The sequence below is a fragment of the Halorubrum persicum genome, assembly GCF_002727125.1.
In the GTDB taxonomy this organism is placed as follows: Archaea; Halobacteriota; Halobacteria; order Halobacteriales; family Haloferacaceae; genus Halorubrum; species Halorubrum persicum.
Genome location: NZ_NHOA01000066.1, coordinates 1 through 18,068, shown reverse-complemented (window position 1 = coordinate 18,068; position 18,068 = coordinate 1). Strand labels below are relative to the sequence as shown.

Annotated in this window: 20 protein-coding genes and 1 pseudogene; 10 read left to right on the top strand and 11 right to left on the bottom strand. The window is 71.0% G+C overall.

The window, feature by feature from the left end:
- Positions 1-83: 83 nt before the first annotated feature.
- Positions 84-1,388, bottom strand: a complete 1,305-nt coding sequence (gene trpB, locus DJ69_RS08930; protein WP_099255294.1) for a tryptophan synthase subunit beta — start codon at positions 1,386-1,388, stop codon at positions 84-86.
- 16 nt (positions 1,389-1,404) lie between these two features.
- Positions 1,405-2,190 carry an indole-3-glycerol phosphate synthase gene (gene trpC, locus DJ69_RS08925; RefSeq protein ID WP_099255293.1) on the bottom strand — a complete coding sequence of 262 codons (786 nt, stop codon included), beginning with the start codon at positions 2,188-2,190 and terminating at the stop codon, positions 1,405-1,407.
- A gap of 159 nt (positions 2,191-2,349) precedes the next feature.
- On the opposite strand from trpC, the gene DJ69_RS08920 reads away from it, so the two are divergent.
- Positions 2,350-2,814 (top strand): MGMT family protein, encoded by a 465-nt coding sequence (locus tag DJ69_RS08920; RefSeq protein ID WP_099255292.1) that lies wholly within the window; start codon positions 2,350-2,352, stop codon positions 2,812-2,814.
- A gap of 32 nt (positions 2,815-2,846) precedes the next feature.
- Here DJ69_RS08920 and DJ69_RS08915 read toward each other — a convergent pair whose 3' ends face one another.
- Positions 2,847-3,308: a DUF302 domain-containing protein gene (locus DJ69_RS08915; RefSeq protein WP_099255291.1), complete on the bottom strand. Its 462-nt coding sequence runs from the start codon at positions 3,306-3,308 to the stop codon at positions 2,847-2,849.
- A gap of 125 nt (positions 3,309-3,433) precedes the next feature.
- Between DJ69_RS08915 and DJ69_RS08910 the strand changes: the two genes are divergently transcribed.
- Positions 3,434-3,862, top strand: a complete 429-nt coding sequence (locus tag DJ69_RS08910) for a desampylase (RefSeq protein ID WP_099255290.1) — start codon at positions 3,434-3,436, stop codon at positions 3,860-3,862.
- Between the two features lie 37 nt (positions 3,863-3,899).
- On the opposite strand, the gene DJ69_RS08905 is transcribed toward DJ69_RS08910, so the two are convergent.
- Together DJ69_RS08905 and ubaA are read right to left on the bottom strand one after the other, a co-directional pair.
- On the bottom strand, positions 3,900-4,592 hold the full coding sequence (locus DJ69_RS08905; RefSeq protein WP_099255289.1) for a type 1 glutamine amidotransferase: 693 nt from the start codon (positions 4,590-4,592) through the stop codon (positions 3,900-3,902).
- Positions 4,593-4,734: 142 nt separating this feature from the next.
- Positions 4,735-5,607 (bottom strand): SAMP-activating enzyme E1, encoded by an 873-nt coding sequence (gene ubaA, locus DJ69_RS08900; protein WP_099255288.1) that lies wholly within the window; start codon positions 5,605-5,607, stop codon positions 4,735-4,737.
- A gap of 249 nt (positions 5,608-5,856) precedes the next feature.
- Between ubaA and DJ69_RS08895 the strand changes: the two genes are divergently transcribed.
- Complete coding sequence (locus tag DJ69_RS08895) at positions 5,857-6,120, top strand: MoaD/ThiS family protein (RefSeq protein WP_099255287.1); 264 nt, start codon at positions 5,857-5,859, stop codon at positions 6,118-6,120.
- Positions 6,121-6,186: 66 nt separating this feature from the next.
- Here DJ69_RS08895 and DJ69_RS08890 read toward each other — a convergent pair whose 3' ends face one another.
- Positions 6,187-7,206 carry a PLP-dependent cysteine synthase family protein gene (locus DJ69_RS08890; protein WP_099255286.1) on the bottom strand — a complete coding sequence of 340 codons (1,020 nt, stop codon included), beginning with the start codon at positions 7,204-7,206 and terminating at the stop codon, positions 6,187-6,189.
- Positions 7,207-7,357: 151 nt separating this feature from the next.
- On the opposite strand from DJ69_RS08890, the gene DJ69_RS08885 reads away from it, so the two are divergent.
- Together DJ69_RS08885 and DJ69_RS08880 are read left to right on the top strand one after the other, a co-directional pair.
- Positions 7,358-7,657 carry a sulfurtransferase TusA family protein gene (locus DJ69_RS08885; RefSeq protein WP_099255285.1) on the top strand — a complete coding sequence of 100 codons (300 nt, stop codon included), beginning with the start codon at positions 7,358-7,360 and terminating at the stop codon, positions 7,655-7,657.
- A gap of 2 nt (positions 7,658-7,659) precedes the next feature.
- Positions 7,660-7,995: a rhodanese-like domain-containing protein gene (locus tag DJ69_RS08880; protein WP_099255284.1), complete on the top strand. Its 336-nt coding sequence runs from the start codon at positions 7,660-7,662 to the stop codon at positions 7,993-7,995.
- Between the two features lie 186 nt (positions 7,996-8,181).
- On the opposite strand, the gene DJ69_RS08875 is transcribed toward DJ69_RS08880, so the two are convergent.
- Complete coding sequence (locus tag DJ69_RS08875; RefSeq protein ID WP_099255283.1) at positions 8,182-9,390, bottom strand: YeeE/YedE family protein; 1,209 nt, start codon at positions 9,388-9,390, stop codon at positions 8,182-8,184.
- Between the two features lie 182 nt (positions 9,391-9,572).
- Between DJ69_RS08875 and DJ69_RS08870 the strand changes: the two genes are divergently transcribed.
- Entirely contained in the window at positions 9,573-10,655 is a 1,083-nt protein-coding gene (locus DJ69_RS08870) for a sulfurtransferase (protein ID WP_099255282.1), read from the top strand.
- Entirely contained in the window at positions 10,652-11,680 is a 1,029-nt protein-coding gene (locus DJ69_RS08865; RefSeq protein ID WP_099255281.1) for a YncE family protein, read from the top strand. The genes DJ69_RS08870 and DJ69_RS08865 overlap by 4 nt, the downstream gene beginning before the upstream one ends.
- 96 nt (positions 11,681-11,776) lie before the next feature.
- Here the strand turns inward: DJ69_RS08865 and cmk are convergent, their stop codons facing one another.
- Positions 11,777-12,391: a (d)CMP kinase gene (gene cmk / locus DJ69_RS08860; protein WP_099255280.1), complete on the bottom strand. Its 615-nt coding sequence runs from the start codon at positions 12,389-12,391 to the stop codon at positions 11,777-11,779.
- A gap of 148 nt (positions 12,392-12,539) precedes the next feature.
- On the opposite strand from cmk, the gene DJ69_RS08855 reads away from it, so the two are divergent.
- Positions 12,540-15,368 carry an ATP-dependent helicase gene (locus DJ69_RS08855; RefSeq protein WP_099255279.1) on the top strand — a complete coding sequence of 943 codons (2,829 nt, stop codon included), beginning with the start codon at positions 12,540-12,542 and terminating at the stop codon, positions 15,366-15,368.
- Here DJ69_RS08855 and DJ69_RS08850 read toward each other — a convergent pair.
- Positions 15,365-15,568 (bottom strand): hypothetical protein, encoded by a 204-nt coding sequence (locus tag DJ69_RS08850; RefSeq protein ID WP_099255278.1) that lies wholly within the window; start codon positions 15,566-15,568, stop codon positions 15,365-15,367. The two genes, DJ69_RS08855 and DJ69_RS08850, sit on opposite strands and share 4 nt — an antisense overlap.
- Before the next feature lie 70 nt (positions 15,569-15,638).
- Positions 15,639-16,622 carry a formyltetrahydrofolate deformylase gene (locus DJ69_RS08845; protein WP_099255277.1) on the bottom strand — a complete coding sequence of 328 codons (984 nt, stop codon included), beginning with the start codon at positions 16,620-16,622 and terminating at the stop codon, positions 15,639-15,641.
- Between the two features lie 180 nt (positions 16,623-16,802).
- On the opposite strand from DJ69_RS08845, the gene purS reads away from it, so the two are divergent.
- Together purS and purQ are read left to right on the top strand one after the other, a co-directional pair.
- A complete protein-coding gene (purS, locus tag DJ69_RS08840) occupies positions 16,803-17,054 on the top strand; it encodes a phosphoribosylformylglycinamidine synthase subunit PurS (RefSeq protein WP_004045690.1) in 252 nt (83 codons plus the stop codon).
- A 73-nt stretch (positions 17,055-17,127) separates the two neighbouring features.
- Positions 17,128-17,805: a phosphoribosylformylglycinamidine synthase I gene (gene purQ / locus DJ69_RS08835; RefSeq protein WP_099255295.1), complete on the top strand. Its 678-nt coding sequence runs from the start codon at positions 17,128-17,130 to the stop codon at positions 17,803-17,805.
- Between the two features lie 24 nt (positions 17,806-17,829).
- Here purQ and DJ69_RS08830 read toward each other — a convergent pair.
- Positions 17,830-18,068, bottom strand: a pseudogene (locus DJ69_RS08830) (hypothetical protein); the annotation flags it as partial.

Below are 18,068 nucleotides of genomic sequence, written 5' to 3'. Positions count from 1 at the left end.
TCGCCGACGGCGAGGTACGGGATGTAGGCGGGACCGTCGGCGAACGCCTCGGCGATCGCGGCCGAGTTGCCCGTCTCCACCATTCAGATCCCCCCCGTGAACATCGACATGTCGGGCGCCTCGTCGATGTCGCGTTTATCCGTCTCCTCGATGGCGGCGTCGAGGTCCTTGTCGCCGCGCCCGGAGACGTTCACCACAACGCGCTCGCCGAGGTCCTCGTGGTGCTCCTCGAGGAACCCGAACGCGTGCGCGGTCTCCAGCGCGGGGATGATCCCCTCGGTCGAGGAGAGGCGGTGGAACCCCTCGAGCGCCGCGTCGTCGTCGACGGCGACCGGGTTCACCCGCCCCTCGTCGACGAGACACGCGAGCTCGGGGCCGACGCCGGCGTAGTCGAGCCCGGAGGAGATCGAGTGGCTCTCCATGATCTGCCCGTCGGAGTCCTGCAGGAGCTTCGTGCGCGCGCCGTGGAGCACGCCCTCCTCGCCCGTGTACAGCGACGCCGAGTTCGGAGCGACGCCCGCCTCCTCGTCGACCTCCAGAGTCGAGCCGCCCGCCTCGACCGCGTGCAGATCGACCGCCTCGTCGTCGACGAAGTCGGCGAACGCGCCCATGGTGTTCGATCCGCCGCCCGCGCAGGCGACCACGTCGGTCGGGAGGCCGCCGGTCTTCTCGATCGACTGCTCGCGCGCCTCCTCGGAGATGACCGCCTGGAAGTCGCGGACCATCACCGGGAACGGGTGCGGGCCGACGATCGAGCCGATGACGTAGTGGGTGTTCTCGACGGTGGTCGCCCAGTCGCGCATCGTCTCCGAGATGGCCTCCTTCAGCGTCCCCCGTCCCGCGGTGACCGGGTTCACCTCGGCGCCGTTGAGCTTCATCCGGAAGACGTTGGGGCGCTGGCGGTTGATGTCGCGCTCGCCCATGTAGATCTCGCAGGGCATGTCGAGGTGGGCGGCCGCCATCGCGGTCGCGGTGCCGTGCTGGCCGGCGCCCGTCTCGGCGATGATGCGCTCTTTGCCCATGTACTTCGCCAGCAGGGCCTGCCCGAGCGCGTTGTTCAACTTGTGCGCGCCGCCGTGAAGCAGGTCCTCGCGCTTGAGGAACACCTCGCGGTCGTAGCGCTCGGAGAGCCGGTCGGCGCGCTGGAGCGGCGTCGGCCGGCCGCCGAACTCCGCGAGCCGCTCGCGGAACTCGTCCATGAACCCGTCCTCGTTGTTGAGGACGTAGCGCTCGTAGGCGTCCGTGAGCTCCCCGATCGCGGGCATCAGCGCCTCCGGCACGTACTGGCCGCCGTAGCGCCCGAACTTCCCGTCGTCGCGGCCCCGCTCGCGGCCGGGCCGTCGCGTGCTCTCCGTCTCGTCCGTCGTCCGTGTGTCGGTCTCGCTCATGTCGTGTGCTCCGTAGTCACGTCTGGTGTTCCGTCGCGCGCTCCGCCCGCACCAACTCCCGCGTGTTCGCCGTCACGTCGCCGTCCATGATCGCGCTCCCGACGAGGAGCGCGTCGGCGCCCGCCGCGCGCATCCGTCGAACGTCGTCGGGCGAGCCGATCCCGCTCTCGGCGATCAGGGTCACCTCGTCCGGGACGTGGGGCGCCACCGACTCGAAGGTTCCGAGGTCGACGACCAGCTCGGCGAGGTCGCGGTTGTTCACGCCGACGATCGTCGCGCCCGCGTCCACCGCGCGCTCCAGCTCGTCGCGGTCGTGGACCTCGACGAGGACCTGGAAGCCGCGGTCGCGCGCGGCGGCGAGCAGGTCGGGGAGGTCATCGCCGACGAACCGGGCGATAAGCAGGACCACGTCGCTCTCGACGGCGTCGAGCTGCGACTCCGCGACGACGAAGTCCTTGCGGAGGACGGGGACGTCGACCGCCTCGCGCACGCGTTCGAGCACCTCGGCGCTCCCGCCGAAGTGCGCCGGCTCGGTGAGCACGCTCAGCGCGGCCGCGCCCCCGGCCACCATGCCCTCCGCGAGCGCGACCGGATCGTCCTCGCGAGTGCCCTCGGTGGTCGGGCTCGTGGGCTTCACCTCTGCGATCACGGGGACGCGCCCGTCGTCCTCGGCCCGGTCGAACGCCGCGCGCAGACCGCGCGGCTCGACGGCGACCTCGCCGGATCGGCCCTCGGCCGCCCGGTCGCGGGCCGCCGACAGGATCGATCTGACCGCCGGGGCCAGCTCGGTTTGATCCTCCATTAGTGTACACTAATGCACGTATCTGTTCATAAGACTTGCGGGCGCGGTCGTCTCCGTGCGGCGAGGCGCTCCCTGGTCGGCCGGTGAGCGACGCTCGCGATCGCGGCACCGGGCGGGCGCTTCCCGTCGATTTAACCGTCGCAACCACGGAGCACGGGTATGAACACGACGGGGACATCGGGCGTCTTCGCCCGCGAGTTCGACGAGATCGAGCGAGCGGTCGAGGTCGGCTTCGCCGGCGGTCGCGTCATCTCGGTGTCGTTCCCGGCGACGGCGCCGGCGGACGCGACCGCGGACCACGAGCTGCTCGATCGGATCGCGGCGTACCTCGGGGGCGAGCGCGAGACGTTCGACGACGTCGCGACCGGGCTCACGGTGCCGACCGACCGCAGGGCGGTCCTCGAAGCGCTCGACACGATCCCGTACGGCGAGGAGGTCTCGGTCAGCCGGCTGACGCGGCTGGCCGCGCTCGACGCCGACGACCCCGACGATCTCGAACTGGTGACCGGCGCGCTCCGCGACAATCCGATTCCGATTCTCTTCCCCGACCACCGCGTGCGGGGCGGGCCGTACGCCACCCCGGGCGACGTGCGCGAGACACTGCGGCGCGTCGAAGGGGTGTAGGGCTGCCGCTCTGTGTCGGCGTGGGTCGCGCCCTACCGCCCGTGCTCTTCGATGTTCTCCCAGACGACGGTCATCAGCTCGCCCGTCTTCTCGACGAGGTCGTCGACGGCGTCGCCGCAGTCGCCCGGCGCGCAGCCGAGGTCCCGGATCGCCTTCGTCGCCGACACGTGATGGACGTGGACCAGATCGTCGCCCTCGCGTTCGTACACGAGCGTGGTGCACGGTAACATTCCCGCGAGCGTCGGATCGATCGAGAGCGCGTCGTGTGCGATCTCCGGGTGACAGACGACGATCAGCGCGGTCCGCTCCACGTCGTCGTGGCCGAGCATCCCCTCGATCATCTCGTCGAGGCGGGTGACGCGGACCGTCTCGAAGTCGGCGAGCTCGTGTTCGATCTGCACGAACGGCACCGCGTCGTCGAACGGCATCTCGAGGGTCGTGTGGAGCGCCTCGTCCGCGGTCGGCGCGGGCGATTCGGCCGCAGTGTCGCTCATGGCGGCGTTTCCGGAGGCGGCAGTAAAAACCCACCGCGCCGGTCAACCGCTGCCGCTACCTCGGACGAGACGCGTCGCTTGCCGGTCGAGACGGACTTATCGGGCGGAGCCGTCAGGGTTCACCCATGATCGAGCTCTCTCGGGCGGTGTACGACGACATCGTCTACCACGCGTACGGCGGCGGCGAGGCGGAGATCTGCGGCGTCCTCGCGGGTACTTACGGTGACGACGGGGAGCCGAGCGTCGTCACCGACACGTATCGGGCCGAAAACGTCGCTGAAACGCCCCAGATCCGATACCTGATCGACCCCGAAGAGCAGTTCGAGCTCATCGAGACGATCGAAGACGACGGGCTCGACGTGGTCGGGTTCTACCACTCGCACCCCACCGGCCCGACCCACCCGAGCGAGACCGACGCGGCGCGGGCGACGTGGCCCGACCACTCGTACGTCATCTGCGCGCTGGACGGCTACCCGTTCGTCGGCTCCTGGCGCTGGCGCGGGGACGACGACGAGTTCGAACAGGAGACCGTCTCGGTTCGGAGCGAGCGGTAGGACGACCCATCGTCGATGCCGATCCGCGCGGAGACCGTCAGCGACCGGGGCCCGTCCGCGTTCGCGGCGCCGCCTCCGCGACGAGCGCCTCGAAGTTCTCGAACACCTGCCCCGGCGTGACGTCGTCGAAGGAGAACCGTTCGGGGGCCCAGTCGAACTGTTCGCGCAGGGTCTCGCGGTGTTCGGCGGTGATCTCCGGGTGGAACTGGACGGTCCACAGCGGCGCGGTCCGGTGACGGCTCCCGAATATCCGGGCGTGGTCCGCCGAGGCGATCGCCTCCATACCCGCTCCCAACTCGGTCACCGCGTCGCCGTGGAGCGAGACGACCACCGGATCGACCCCGTCGAACAGGGGGTCGTCGTCTAGGCTCGCCTCGACCAGCGTCGCGGTGGTCCCGACCTCCTCGACGGTGCCGCCGAGCGCGCTGTTCACCACCTGATGCCCGAAACAGACGCCGAGCGTCGGGATCTCTCGATCGACGAGTTCGCGCACGAGCGCCTCCTGGTCGGCGATCCACGGGCGGCTCTCCGCCTCGTAGACGCCCGCCGTGCTTCCGGTCAACACGACGCCGTCGGCCTCGTCGAGCGGGACCCGTTCGCCGGCGACGAAATCGATCTCGGTGGCGGTCGGGAACCGCGACGCGAGCGCGTCGCAGTGGTACTCGCAGTCGGGGTTCACCTCGCTGCGAACCACGTACAGGTCGGGCGGGTCCGCGTCGGTGGCAGGCATACGTCCCGCAAGTTGTCGTCGGAAGGCCCTCAGCGTTTCGGCCAGGCGAACGGGTGAGTCGGGCGGACAGGGGAAGAGTCGGGCGGAGCAGAGGATGAGTGAGCCCGAACGGTCCCGGTTCCCGCCCCCCCGATCGCGCACCTCAGTCGCTGGCTTCGATCTCGGGATTCGTCTCGTCGCCGTCTTCGTCGCCGCCGACGTCGATGGCGCAGGAGGCGGAGTACTCCACGTCGTGGACCGACTCGATGGCGGGGTCGTCGCCGCAGACGGGACAGTCGTCGCGCTTGGGGATCTCCACCTTGTCGAACTCCATGTCGAGCGCGTCGAAGAAGAGCATAGATCCGTCGAGCGTCTCGCCCTCGCCGATGATGTGTTTGACCGTCTCGGTCGCCTGCAGACAGCCGACGGTGCCGGGAAGGACGCCGAGGACGCCGGCGGTCGCGCAGTTCGGGACCATCCCGGCCGGCGGCGCCTCGGGGAACAGACAGCGGTAACACGGCGAGTCGTCGTCGCCCGCGAACGTCGTCACCTGCCCCTCGAACTTGAAGATGGAGCCGTGCGAGAAGGGGACGCCGGCGAGCGTGCAGGCGTCGTTGACGAGGTACCGCGTCGCGAAGTTGTCCGTGCCGTCGACGACGAAGTCGTAGCCCTCGATCAGCTCTTCGATGTTGTCGGGCCGGACGCGCAGCTCGTGTTTCCGCACGTCGATGTCCGGGTTGAGCTGCTCGACGAAGTCGGCGGCGGAGTCGACCTTCTTGCGCCCCACGTCGTCGTTCCCGTGGATCACCTGCCGCTGGAGGTTCGACAGCTCCACCTCGTCGTCGTCGGCGATCCCGAGCGTGCCGACGCCGGCGGCCGCGAGGTACTGGATGATCGGCGCGCCGAGCCCGCCCGCGCCGAGGACGAGGACCTCGGCGTCGAGCAGGGCCTTCTGTCCCTCCGGCCCCACGTCGTCCATGATGATGTGTCTGGAGTACCGGTCGAGCTGGGTCGGATCGAGGTCGAGATCGCTCATTTGGAGCCGTTACACACCGGATCCTGATAAGGCGGCCGTCCGTCAGAGGTACTGCCGCCTTCTCGGAGATGCGATCGCCGCGCACGACCGGTCGACGGAGCCTCACGACGGGGCGACCCCGCCGCGCGTCGCCGTCTGTCGGCGGAGCCGACCGATGCGTTCCGTTTCCCCGCCGAACGTCGCGTGTTAGACCGGGGTGGAGCTTGCCGTCGACGGACCCCTTTTTCAGTCGGATGGCGAACTGCGGGTATGGCTACGATTAAACTGCCGGCCGTGCTGGTCGGAGGATCCTCGACGTCGGAGGTCGAAGTCGACGGCGAGACGGTCCGCGAACTGTTCGAGAACCACGCGGCGGAGCACGGCTCGGAGCTCAGAGACAGCGTCATCGAGGACGGCGAGATCATGGAGTTCATCAACGTCTACGTCGAGGGAACGCCGGTCGACAGCCTCGACGCCGACGTACCCGACGACGCGCAGGTCCGGGTCATCCCCGCCGCCAGCGGCGGCCGGTAGCCGACCGGGAGAAGATCGGTAGACGGGGACCGTCGCTGACGACGACCGACCGCCGGCGGCGCTCTCCTATAAGTACTCCTCCCAGAGCGGGATGTCCGCGTACTTGTCGCCGCGGTCGCAGAGCATGAACACGACCACGTCGTCGTCCGCGAGCGCGCCAGCCTCGTCGAGCCCCGCGACCGCGGCGGCGCCCCCGCCGGCGGACGTGCCCACGACGAACTGGTCGTCGACCCGGAGGTGGTCGCGGACCGTCGGCTCGTCGTGCTGGCCGAGGTCCGCGATCGCGATCTCGCGGTCCAGATAGCGCTCTCGGAGTGCGCGCGCGCGGTCGTACGCGTCCCCGGTCGTGACGTACTCCGTCCGGTCGAGGACCGACTCGTCGTACGTGTCGGGGTGGTAGTGATCGCCCGACTTGAGGTATTTCAGCCCGTCGATGGCGTGCAGCCGCTCGTCCGGCTCGAAGCCGACGATCTCGACCGCGCCGTCGGTCAGTTCGGTCAGCCCGCGCCCGGTTCCGGTGATCGTCCCGCCGGTGCCGACGCCGGCGACGAAGTGGGTCACCTCGCCGCCGGTCGCCTCGTATATCTCGCGGGCGGTCGTGCGCTCGTGCGTGCCGGGGTTGTCGGGGTTCTCGTACTGGTTCGGTCGGTAGTAGGCGTCGGGGTCCGCGGCGACGATCTCCTCGCAGCGCTCGATCACCGCGTCGTACCCGCGGTTGGCGTCGACGAAGTGGATCTCCGCGCCGGCGTCGCGGACCGCGTCGACCTTCCCGCCCGCGGCGTTGTCCGGCATGACGATCTCCACGTCGTACCCCCGGGCGCTCGCGAGCCGCGCGACCTCGCTACCCGTGTTGCCCGAGGTCGGCTCGATAACGGTGTCGCCGGGGTCGAGGGCGCCGCGCTCCTCCGCGCCGTCCAACATCCCCTTCGCGATCCGCGATTTGATCGAACCGCCGCCGTGCGGCGCGTCGTAGAGGTTGAACCACTCGGCTTTCGCGTACACGGCCGCGTCGGACTCGATGTCGAGATCGAGCGCCAGGAGCGGCGTCTCGAAGATGGTCGATTCGTCGACGGCGTACTCGCTCATGGGTCTCGTAGCGCGGTCCTCAATAAGAGTCCGACGGAAACGGCGTTCCCGGCGGCTATCGCGGTCGTTCGGGGCGATCGGCCGTCAGAGATACGGGAGAAGCCTGCCGGTCACGAAAGGGGTTACCGAGGCAGATGCGTACCCGTTTCGCATGAGTCAACCATCGTGGGACGACGTCGTCGAGATGCCCGACGAGCTCGACGACGAGACCGCCGAGGCGCTCGTAGACGACGCGACCGAGATACAGGACATGACCGGCGAGGTCTGTCCGTATCCCCAAGTCGAGGCGAAGAAGTCCATCGCGGGACTCTCCCCCGGCGACGTGCTGGTCCAGGAGACCGACCACGTCCCGAGCACGGAGAACGTCCCGAAGGCGGTCGGCGACGACGCCACCGCGAAGGTGTGGAAGTCCGGCGACGGTCGCTACCGCATCTTCCTGCGGAAGGAGTAACCATGGTCGAGGAACTCACCCCCGAGGAAGTCCACGAGCGCGTCGAGGAGGGAGACGTTCGCGTCATCGACACGCGACCGCCCGCGCAGTACGAGCAGGGCCACATCCCGGACGCGATCAACGTCCCGCTGGGCGATCTCCCATCGCGCGTCCCCGACATCGACTGGGACGACACCGACGTCGTCTGCGCGTGTCCGGTCGGTCAGTCGTCGAAGCAGGCCGCGATGCTGATCAGCAGCTACGAGGGTGTCGAGGACGGCGTGCTCGTCGCCAGCATGGCCGGCGGCTACGAGGAGTGGGACTTCGAGCTGGAGACGGGCGCCGCGGCGGACGCCTGAGCGACGGTCGGTTCTCTCGCCGTTTTCTCACCTTCGAGTGGCTTCCCGGCCGGACGGCGTCGACGCTGGGTCAGTAGTGATACCGCGGTGCGGTGCTGCGGGAGCGGGGCCCGAAGCGCCCCATAGCTCCGACACCCGCGCAGCCGCCGATCGGCCAAGAAATCCGACGCCGATCGAGAGCGCTGGTTAAATCGCGCAGCCGACCTCGCGGTACATGTAGTGGGTCATCGCGTAGACGCCGAGGATGATCCCGGCGCCGGCGAGGAAGGAGTGCACGGAGAGCAGCGCGATCCCCGAGAAGAGGTTCGCGATGTTGCAGCCGGCGGCGAGCCGCGAGCCGACGCCCATCAGGAGGCCGCCGATCGCGTAGTTCGGTACCCGGTTCAGCTTCGGCTTGCGAATCCGGAAGTCGCCGGAGGCGTACGCCGCGATGAACGAGCCGACGATGAGCGACGCGATCATCACCATGTCGATCGTCAGCGAGATGTCGCCGTCGCGGAACAGGATCGAGCCCCAGTACTCGACGCTCGCCACGTCGAAGCCGGCCCCCGCGAGCAGGTAGCCGGCCCAGCGCGCCTCGCTGCCGGTGATCGCCCAGTGGCCGTGCACGGCGAACCAGAGGCTCGCGACGAGCGCCATCGCCACGCCGGCGGTCCGCGCGTCCCACGAGTCGCGGAACCGGACCTTCAGCGGGCGGTCGTCGTCGCGGAGCGCGCGGACGTATTCGACGGTCCCGTCGGCGATGCCGCGCAGCCCGACGGAGACGGCCGAGAGGGTTCGGGAGGCGCCGATCGCCGCCTGCGCGCGGGTGTCGGCGCCCACGCCGGTCCCGCCGGAGGGATCGTCGGGGAGCTGACTGCGACCCGTCACGAACGCGTACGCGATGGTGCCGACCCCCACGGCGCCGACCCCGGTGACGGCCGGCGAGAACGGCAGCGAGAGGTACAGCGTCCGCCCCTCGAACGGGTTCAGCGTCGCGAAGTAGTACGTCTCGGCGACGGGGAACGCGAACGCGAACAGGACGTAGCCGACGAACATGAACAGGAGCACGAGCCAGAACTGGAGGTACCCCTGCCCGGCCCGATAGAGAGTCCCAGAGGCGCAGCCGCCGGCGAGGGTCATCCCGAGCCCGAAGACGAAGCCGCCGAACAGCGAGCCGAGCCCCCACGCGGGCGTCCAGAAGCCGCGGAAGTAGCCGAACGTGGCCTGCACGCTCCAGAACACGGTCATCACCGCGATTCCCGCGAGCAACCCCTTCAGGACGCGGGTGTCTTTGAACGCGACGAAGTCGCGGAAGGCGCTGACGAAACAGAACCGCGCCTTCTGTAACAGGACCCCGAACGACAACCCGACCGCGATAGAGACGCCGACGTAGGCGACGGGCGACAGCAACATTGTCCGTCAACACCGCTCCCGGCCCTAAAGGGCCGCCGGAGACGGTAACGGCTCCCTCGGGTCGGAGCCTGCCGTAACACTTGCCCCTACGAGGGACACGGGGCAACGAACGAGGCGTCCGGGGAGGCTTTAGCCGTGAGACGCCTCGCGGCGGTATGAGCGACCACTGCTACTGCGGGTAGATGACGGGGAAGGATTCATCCCCCGACGGCGGCGACTCCGCCCCCGCCGAGGACCCGACCCGACGCGGCCTGTTGCGCGCGGCGGCCGGCGCGACCGTCGCGGGGGCGGCGAGCACGGCCGGCTGTCTCGGCGTGACGACCCCCGCCGACGTGGCGGCGCGAAGCGAGGTGTCGGGGAACGTGGGCCACTTCGTCGGGCCGAGCTGGCTCGCCGACAACCGCGACGAGGCCGTCGTGCTCGACGCTCGCGACGCCGAGCGCTTCCGCGAGGAGCGCATCCACCGCGCCCGGCGCGTGCCGTTCGAGGCGATCACGGCCCGCGAGTCGACCGACGCGGGCGACGCGCCCGACGCCGACGCGATCGCGGCCGCCTTCGGCGAGATCGGCGTGGCCCCGGACGACGACGTGCTCGTCTACGGCGCGAGCGTGGGGTCGCGGGTCACCCGCGTCGCGTTCGCGCTCGCCGCGATCGGACACGAGGGGTCGATCCGCGTTCTCAACGGGGGGCTCTCCGCGTGGAACGGCCGGCTCGGAACGGGATCGCGAGACCGCGTCTCACCGACCGACTACGACCCGGATCCCGCGTCGTCGACGTGGGTCACCCGCGAGTGGCTCGCCGACCGCGTCGGGACGTTCAACGGCGACGGGCCGGGGCTCGTCGACGTGCGAGTGCCGGAGGCGTACCTCGCCGCCCCTGGCTCGGACGCCCTGCGCGAGGACCACGACCGGCACGGCCACCTCCCGGGCGCCGTCGACGTGCACTGGGTCGGGAACGTCGCGGGCCGGCGGATGACCGACCCCGGTCGGCTCGTCCGACTGTACGAGGTGGAGGCCGAGCTGGACCGGAGCGGGACCGTCGTCGTCTACGGCGACGACAACGTGGACCCGACCTCGACGTGGCTGTCGCTGAAGGCGATCGGCTTCGAGGACGTGCGGCTGTACGACGGCGGCTTCGGCGAGTGGGCGAACGCCGACGGCGACCGCGGGCGGTACCCCGTCGAGACGGCGACGGACGTCGTGGTCGAGACCGAGGGGAGCGTCGGCGGCGACGACGGCGGCGGCGACTTCTCCTGTACGGGATGACCGGGACGGACGCCGGACCGGAGGGGCGCGGGGACGACGCGCCCGTCGACCGCGTCCTCGCGGTCCCCTGCGAGGGGGACGACCTCCTCGCGCTGTTCGCGCTCGACACCGGAGAGCGGCTCGGCGAGGTCCCGGTGGGGAGCCACCCGGTCCACGCGACCACGTGTCGGGGGCGGACCGTCGTCGCGACCATGGGCGAGCGCGCCGTCACCGCGATCGACCCGAACGGCGAGGTGGCCCGGGTCGACACCGGCGTGTTGGGGCCGTCGCACTTCGCGACCGCGAACGGCGAGCTCTACGTCTCCTGTTCCGCCGGCGACGCCCTCGCCGTCATCGACCCCGAGTCCCTGACGCTCGTCGACCGCGTCGCCGTCGGCGCGGAGCCGCACGAGATCGCGGTCGCCCCGAGCGGCGATCGGCTCTACGCCGGAAGCCGCCGCGAGGGCGTCGTCGACGTCGTCGACACCGGCCGCCGCGAGCGGGTCCGCGCGATCGACGCCGGCCCGGACGCCCGCGTGCAGGGCGTCGCGCTCGCTCCCGACGGGGACCGCGGCTACGCGGTCGACCAGCGCGGCGCTCGCGTGGTCGCCTTCGACGTCGGAGAGGGGTCGGCTTCGCCCGCCGCCGCGCCGATCCGCGACGAGGCGACGGTCGGCGCCGACCCGTACGACCTCGTCGCGACCGCGGACCGCGTGCTCGTCCCCGGCCGCGGCGACGGCGTCGTCCACGAGTTCGACCGGAGCCTGAAGCCGATCGCGGTCCACGAGGGGTTCTCGCGCCCCGTCGACGTCTTCGACATCGGCGGCGAGTGGTGGGTGCTCGACGCGGGCGCCGCCGGGCTCCGATCGATCGACGGCGCCGTCGTCGAGACGCCGGCGCCCGGATTGGTCGCGACCCCGGTGGGCGAGGGGAAACTCGCCGTCTCTCACTACGACGACGACCGCGTGTCTCTCGTCGACATCGGCTCTGGGACCGTCTGGACCGCGACTTCGCCGGCGTACCCGTTCGGGTCCGTCGTGGTCTGAGCGCCACCGGCGGGGGTCGCCGAGTTCGACCACACCGACGAGCACGGTCGCGAGCGCTCCGAGCCGACGGGGACGGCGGAGCGCGGGGCAGTCGCCTCAGATCTCGAAGTCGGGCGTGTCGAACGCCCCCTCGTCGGACTCCACGTCGTACCCCTCGATCGCCGTGAGCGCCAGATCAAGCGTCGCCTCGGCGTCCCAGCGCCCCGTGTTGATCGCCAGGTCGTAGATGGAGCGGTCCGAGAGGTCGATCCCGTAGTACGACTGGTAGCGCTGCTCTTCGATCACCTCGCGGACCTGCATCTCCGAGGTCATCTCCTCGCGGTCGAGGGTGCGGTCGGCGCGCACCTCGTCGGCGGCGTCGAGCCAGATCCGGATGTCGGCGCGGTTGCCGGCGATCCAGCCGGCGAGCCGCGACTCGAGGACGAACGCCTTGTTCGCGGTCCCCCACTTCTCGGCGATTCGGCGGAGTCGCTTGTCGAGCGCGCGGTCGATCTCCTCGGACTCGCCGGCCTTCGCGATCAGCTGCGAGAGGCTCATGTCGCGCTCGGCGGCGATCTCCCGGAACAGCTCGCCGCCGGAGACGTAGCCGCAGTCGAGCGCGGCCGCGATCCCCTCCACGAGCGTCGTCGCGCCGCACCCCGGCGGTCCCGAGACGGTGATGAAGAGGTTCCGGTCGATTTCCCGTTCCGCCGGCGCCGAGGTTCCACTCATACGTGCGGCGCCACGGGCGGATCCCGGATAAACCGGCCGGTTCGGGCGAAACCGGGACGAACCTCGCGAATTCGGGTGCCCCGACCCACCGGCGGCGCACGTCGCTCCCGACGTAACCGATTTCCCGCGCCGCGCCCAGAGACCGACAGTGAGCGAACGCACGGACGGCGGCGCGGCCGGGAGTGAGGCCGAGCCGTCGCCGTCCGCGCGAGCCCTCCTCCGCGAAGCCCTCGCGGGCGAGGACGCGCCCGCCGTGGAGTTCGACCCGGAGTCGGTTCCGCTCCCCGACGCCGACGTGCTCGACCGGCTCTCGCCGCCGGTCCGCCGGTGGTGGGTCTCGGAGTTCGCCGCGCACGTCGGCGAGAACGGCGGCCTGTTCACCCCGCCACAGCGCGGGGCGATCCCCCGCGTCGACGAGGGAGAGAACTGCCTCGTCGCCGCCCCGACGGGGAGCGGGAAGACGCTCGCCGCCTTCACCGCGGTCCTCGACGACCTCTTCGCGCGCGAGCGGGCCGGCGAACTGGAGAACGCCGTCTACTGCCTCTACGTCTCCCCGCTGAAGTCGCTCGCGAACGACATCGAGCGCAACCTCGAAGCGCCGCTCGACGGGATCGCGGCGGAGACGGCGTCCGGGGGCGGACCGGACGAAGACGGGGAGGCCGACCCCGGCGTCCGGCAAGCGATCCGGCACGGCGACACGAGCGAGGCCGACCGGCGGGCCATGCTGGAGGAGACGCCGCACGTGCTCAACACCACGCCGGAGACGCTGGCGATCCTGCTCGACGCCCCGCGGTTCAGGGAGAAGCTCCGCGCCGTCGAGTACGTCGTCGTCGACGAGATCCACGCGCTGGCGGGGAACAAGCGCGGCACGCACCTCTCGGTGTCGCTGGAGCGGCTGACGGCGTTGGCCGACGGCTCACCGACACGGGTCGGCTGTTCCGCGACGGTCGAGCCGCTCGACGAGGTCGCCGACTTCCTCGTCGGTCGCGAGCGCGTCGACGGCGCGGTCGGCGACGCCGAGGGGTTCGCCACGCGCGACTGCGAGGTCGTGGACGCCCGGTTCGGCCGGGAGTTCGACCTGCGGCTCCGGACGCCGGCCGCCGACCTCATCCACACGCCGGACTCGGTCGTCACCGACCGATTCTACGACGCGCTCCGCGACCTGATCGAGGACCACGAGAACACGCTGGTGTTCGCGAACTCCCGGTCCGGCGCCGAGCGCACCCTCCGCGAGCTTCGCGAGCGGTTCGACTACGACGAGTCGGACTCGGGCTGTCACCACGGGAGCCTCGGCGAGAGCCAGCGCACCCGGATCGAGGCGGGGCTGAAGGCGGGGACGCTGGACGTGGTGACCACCTCGACGAGCCTCGAACTCGGCATCGACATGCCCCACCTCGACCTGGTCGTCCAGGTGGGGTCGCCGAAGTCGGTCGCGGCGCTGCTCCAGCGCGTCGGGCGGGCGGGCCACAGCCCCGGCGAGACCGTCGAGGGGCGGGTGTTCGCGCTCGACCGCGACGAGTTAGTCGAGTGCGCGGCGATGCTCGCGCGCGCCGAGGCGGGGTTCGTCGACGGCGTGTCGCTCCCCGAGGGCGCCGCCGACGTGGCCGCCCAACACGTCTACGGGATGGCGATCAACGGGGTCCGCCCGGACCGGGAGATCCGCGAGGTCCTCCGGCGGGCGCACCCGTACCGCGCGTTCGGCGCGGACGCGTACGAGCGGCTCATGCGGTACCTCACCGGCGACTACGAGGGGTTGACGGAGCGGAACGTCTACCCGAAGGTGTGGCGCGACGCGAACGACCCGCCGGACGGCGAACACCACTACGATGAATATCCGGTCGGCGAGACGCTCGTCGGGAAGCGCGGTCGGCTCGCGCGGGTCATCTACATGACGAACGTCGGGACGATCCCCGACTCGTTCGGCTGCGACGTGGTCACCCGCGACGGCGAGCCGGTCGGGACGCTCGACGAGAACTACCTCGACACGCTCGCGCCGGGCGACGTGTTCGCGCTGGGCGGCGAGCGGTTCGCGTTCCGCTACCGGCGCGGCTCGAAGGTGTACGCCGACCGGACGGACGAGCGGCCGACCGTGCCCACCTGGTACGCCGAGCGGCTCCCCCTGTCGGCCGACCTCGCGGCGGAGGTGCTCGCGTTTCAGGGCGACCTGCTCGACAGGCTGACGCGCGATGGCCCGCCCGCGGTCCGAGGCTGGCTGCGGGAGCTCCCGATCGACGGGAACGCGGTGCGGGCGATCACCCGGACCTACGACGAGCAGGTCGCGTACGCGGGCGCCGAGAGCGTGTCGACCCCGTCGCGGCTCGCGGTCGAGGAGGTGCTCGACCGCGACGCGTACAAGCGGCGGTTCCACGTCCACGCGACGTACGGCCGGCGGTTCAACGAGGGGCTCTCGCGGCTGGTCGCCGCCGAGTGCGCCGCCCGGACCGACGCCGAGCCGACGGTCGCGGTCGCCGACCGGGGGTTCAGTCTCGTCCTCCCGCTGAACCGCAAAGTCGACGTGGCGGGGATCCTCCGCGACCTGGACCCCGCGGCCGTCCGCGACGACCTCCGGGCGGCGCTGGGGGGTACCGACCTCCTCCAGCGCTACTTCCGGATCAACGCGACGCGCTCGCTCATGATCCTCAAGCGGTACAAGGGGTACGAGAAGTCCGCCGCCGAACAGCAGGTGTCCGCCGAGACGCTGCTCTCGCTCGCGGAGGGGCTCGACGACTTCGCGGTGATCGAGGAGACGTACCGCGAACTGTTAGACGACCGGCTCGACGCGCCCCGGATCCGCGACGTGGTCGAGCGGATCGCCGCCGGCGACCTCGCGGTCGTCGATCGGACGGTCGACTCGCCGACCCCCCTCGCCTTCGGGCTCGCGACGCTCGCCGACTCCGACGCGGTGCTCGCCGACGACGAGTCGGCGGCGCTCCGGGCGTTCCACGACCGAGTGCAGCGGGCGATAGAGGACTCCTAACCGCCACCCGACCCCGGCGCCGGCGCCTCCGGCGGGATCACCTCCGGGAGCCCGTTGAGGAGCGACACCGTATAGTGGAGGAACACGGCGAGCGCGACGACCGACAGGAGCACCAAGAAGAGCAGAATCATCCGCTCGTCGCTCCGCACGACCGCGCTGGCGTCGGCGACGAATCGGCGGAGGGCCCGCTGCGGCTGCATGGGCACTGATACGGGGCGGGGGGACGTAAAGAGACGGGCGCTTGGGGGCGCGGCGCCCGCACCGAACGGCTCAGTCGCTCTCGGCGGTCGGCGTCCCCGAGCGGGACAGCGGCTCCCCGTCGACGGGTTCGTCCGGGTTCGCGTCGATCGCGGCCTCGCTGAGCCCCAGTTGGGCGTCGACGTCGGCGTCCTCGCGGACGTGGACCGTCCCGCGGTGGATCGCGATCGCGTCCGCGAGGTGGAGTCGGACCGCGTCGAGCAGCACGTCGGCTTCGAGGGGTTGCCCGCGGCGCTTGATCTCGGCGACGTCGGCGCCCGCGGGGATGTCGAACGCGCGCTGGGCGATCACCGGCCCCTGATCGAGGTCGGTGGTCACGTAGTGGGCGGTGACGCCGGCGACGCGGACGCCGGCGTCCTTCGCCTGCCGGTACGCCTCCGCGCCGGGGAACGCCGGCAGCAGGGAGGGGTGGACGTTGATGATCCGACCCTCGTAGCGGAACACGACCTCCGGCGAGAGGATGCGCATGTAGCGGGCCAGGGCGATCAGATCCACGTCGTACTCGGCCAGCAGGTCGAGGAGACGCTCCTCGTCGGTGTTGCCGTTGCCGTCGCCAACGTCGTAGAAGGGCTTGTCGTAGCGCTCCGCGAGCGACCGGAGGTCCCCGCGGTTACCGATCACGACCGGGATCTCCGCCTCCTCGCCGTCGTCGGCGAGGTCGCCGTTGGCCTCGGCCTCGAGCAGGGCCTCTGGCGCGTGGGTCTCCTTGGTGACCAACAGCGCGATCCGGCGGGCGTCGCGGTCGCTCGGGAACCGGACCTGGATGTCCACGCCGAGTTCGCGCCCGAGCTCGGCGAGCGCGCGGCGGAGCTCGCCGCGAGAGGTGTCCATCTCCGAGGCGTCGACGCGGGTCGTCATCCGGAAGACGCCCTCGCGGACCGCCTGGTCGAGGTCCTCGATGTTGATTCCCCGCTCGAACAGCAGGGAGGTGACCCGCGCGATGAGTCCGGTCTTGTCTCCTCCGACGACCGTGATTTCGGTCAGTTCGCGGGTCATGCGACGATCACCTCCGATGGTTCGAGCGGCTGCATACATTCGGTGGAGAACACGGAGGGGTTTGCCCCTTTCGCTCCGCGCCGCACCTCCGACTACGCCGATCGACCGGTACATATCCATGAACGTGGATATAAAAGACGTTCCAAAACGGTTTTTACACACGACTCCGCACTACCGGACATGACGGCATACACCGCGACGGTGACGGTCCGCCTGAAGCGGGGCGTCCTCGATCCGGAGGCCGAGACGACCCAGCAGGCCCTCGAACGCCTCGGGTTCGAGCTGTCGGACCTCCGGTCCGCCGACCGGTTCGAGGTCGACCTCGACGCCGCCGACGCCGACGAGGCCGCCGACCGCGCCGACGAGATGGCCGAGCGGCTGCTCGCGAACCCGACGATCCACGACTACGAGGTCGCGGTCGCGGAGCGATGACGGTCGCCGTCGTCGAGACGACGCCGATCGTCACCGGCTCGGAGATCGCGGCCGCCCACGCGGGGTGGTCGGCGTGACGGTCGCCGTCGTCCAGTTCGGCGGCTCCAACTGCGACCGCGACGCGGTCCGCGCGCTCGAGCACGTCGGCGTCGACGCCGAACGCGTCTGGCACGAGGACGGGCTCCCCGCCGACGCCGAGGGGATCGTGCTCCCCGGCGGGTTCTCCTACGGCGACTACCTCCGCGCCGGTGCGATGGCCGCCCGCGCTCCGATCATGGAGGAGGTCCGCGAGGCCGCCGCCGACGGCGTCCCCGTGATCGGCGTCTGCAACGGCGCGCAGATCGGCTCCGAGTCCGGGCTCACGGACGGCGCGTTCACCACGAACGCCTCCGCGCGCTTCCAGTGTGAACCCGTCCACCTCCGCGTCGAGCGCGCGGACACGCCCTGGACCGCGGCCTACGAGGAGGGAGAGGTCATCGAGGTCCCCATCGCACACGGCGAGGGACGATTCGAGATCGACGAGGCGGCCCACGCCGACCTCGTCGCCGACGACCGCGTGCTCTTCCGCTACTGCGACGCCGACGGGAACGTCACCGACGCGGCCAACCCCAACGGCTCGACCGACAACGTCGCCGGCGTCCTCGGCGAGCGCGAGTCGGTCGCCGTGCTGATGCCGCACCCCGAGCGCGCCACGCTCCCCGACCTCGGCCGGAGCACGGACGGGGCGGGTATCCTCCGGGCGTTCGCCTGATCGACCGCCGACCCGCCGACTCCGCTAGCGCTGGCGCCCTGACAGCGAGCGCTCCGCGCTCGCCCCTCCGCGGTCGCCCTCGCGGTCGTCACCGCCGTCGGTCTCCTTGTCCCCGAGCTCGCGTTCCAGCGCCCGCTCGAACTCGGCCTCGGTGAGTTCTCCCTCGGTGTACCGCCGCTGGATCCGGGCGATCGGGTCGGCCTCTCCGTCGCCGTCGGCCACCTCGTCGGCCCGACCGCGCTCGTCGCCCTCGGCGAGCGCGC

Coding starts and splice junctions, on each gene's coding strand:
- trpB (WP_099255294.1), bottom strand. CDS start 1,388: ATGAGCGAGACCGACACACGGACGACGGACGAGACGGAGAGCACGCGA.
- trpC (WP_099255293.1), bottom strand. CDS start 2,190: ATGGAGGATCAAACCGAGCTGGCCCCGGCGGTCAGATCGATCCTGTCG.
- DJ69_RS08920 (WP_099255292.1), top strand. CDS start 2,350: ATGAACACGACGGGGACATCGGGCGTCTTCGCCCGCGAGTTCGACGAG.
- DJ69_RS08915 (WP_099255291.1), bottom strand. CDS start 3,308: ATGAGCGACACTGCGGCCGAATCGCCCGCGCCGACCGCGGACGAGGCG.
- DJ69_RS08910 (WP_099255290.1), top strand. CDS start 3,434: ATGATCGAGCTCTCTCGGGCGGTGTACGACGACATCGTCTACCACGCG.
- DJ69_RS08905 (WP_099255289.1), bottom strand. CDS start 4,592: ATGCCTGCCACCGACGCGGACCCGCCCGACCTGTACGTGGTTCGCAGC.
- ubaA (WP_099255288.1), bottom strand. CDS start 5,607: ATGAGCGATCTCGACCTCGATCCGACCCAGCTCGACCGGTACTCCAGA.
- DJ69_RS08895 (WP_099255287.1), top strand. CDS start 5,857: ATGGCTACGATTAAACTGCCGGCCGTGCTGGTCGGAGGATCCTCGACG.
- DJ69_RS08890 (WP_099255286.1), bottom strand. CDS start 7,206: ATGAGCGAGTACGCCGTCGACGAATCGACCATCTTCGAGACGCCGCTC.
- DJ69_RS08885 (WP_099255285.1), top strand. CDS start 7,358: ATGAGTCAACCATCGTGGGACGACGTCGTCGAGATGCCCGACGAGCTC.
- DJ69_RS08880 (WP_099255284.1), top strand. CDS start 7,660: ATGGTCGAGGAACTCACCCCCGAGGAAGTCCACGAGCGCGTCGAGGAG.
- DJ69_RS08875 (WP_099255283.1), bottom strand. CDS start 9,390: ATGTTGCTGTCGCCCGTCGCCTACGTCGGCGTCTCTATCGCGGTCGGG.
- DJ69_RS08870 (WP_099255282.1), top strand. CDS start 9,573: ATGACGGGGAAGGATTCATCCCCCGACGGCGGCGACTCCGCCCCCGCC.
- DJ69_RS08865 (WP_099255281.1), top strand. CDS start 10,652: ATGACCGGGACGGACGCCGGACCGGAGGGGCGCGGGGACGACGCGCCC.
- cmk (WP_099255280.1), bottom strand. CDS start 12,391: ATGAGTGGAACCTCGGCGCCGGCGGAACGGGAAATCGACCGGAACCTC.
- DJ69_RS08850 (WP_099255278.1), bottom strand. CDS start 15,568: ATGCAGCCGCAGCGGGCCCTCCGCCGATTCGTCGCCGACGCCAGCGCG.
- DJ69_RS08845 (WP_099255277.1), bottom strand. CDS start 16,622: ATGACCCGCGAACTGACCGAAATCACGGTCGTCGGAGGAGACAAGACC.
- purS (WP_004045690.1), top strand. CDS start 16,803: ATGACGGCATACACCGCGACGGTGACGGTCCGCCTGAAGCGGGGCGTC.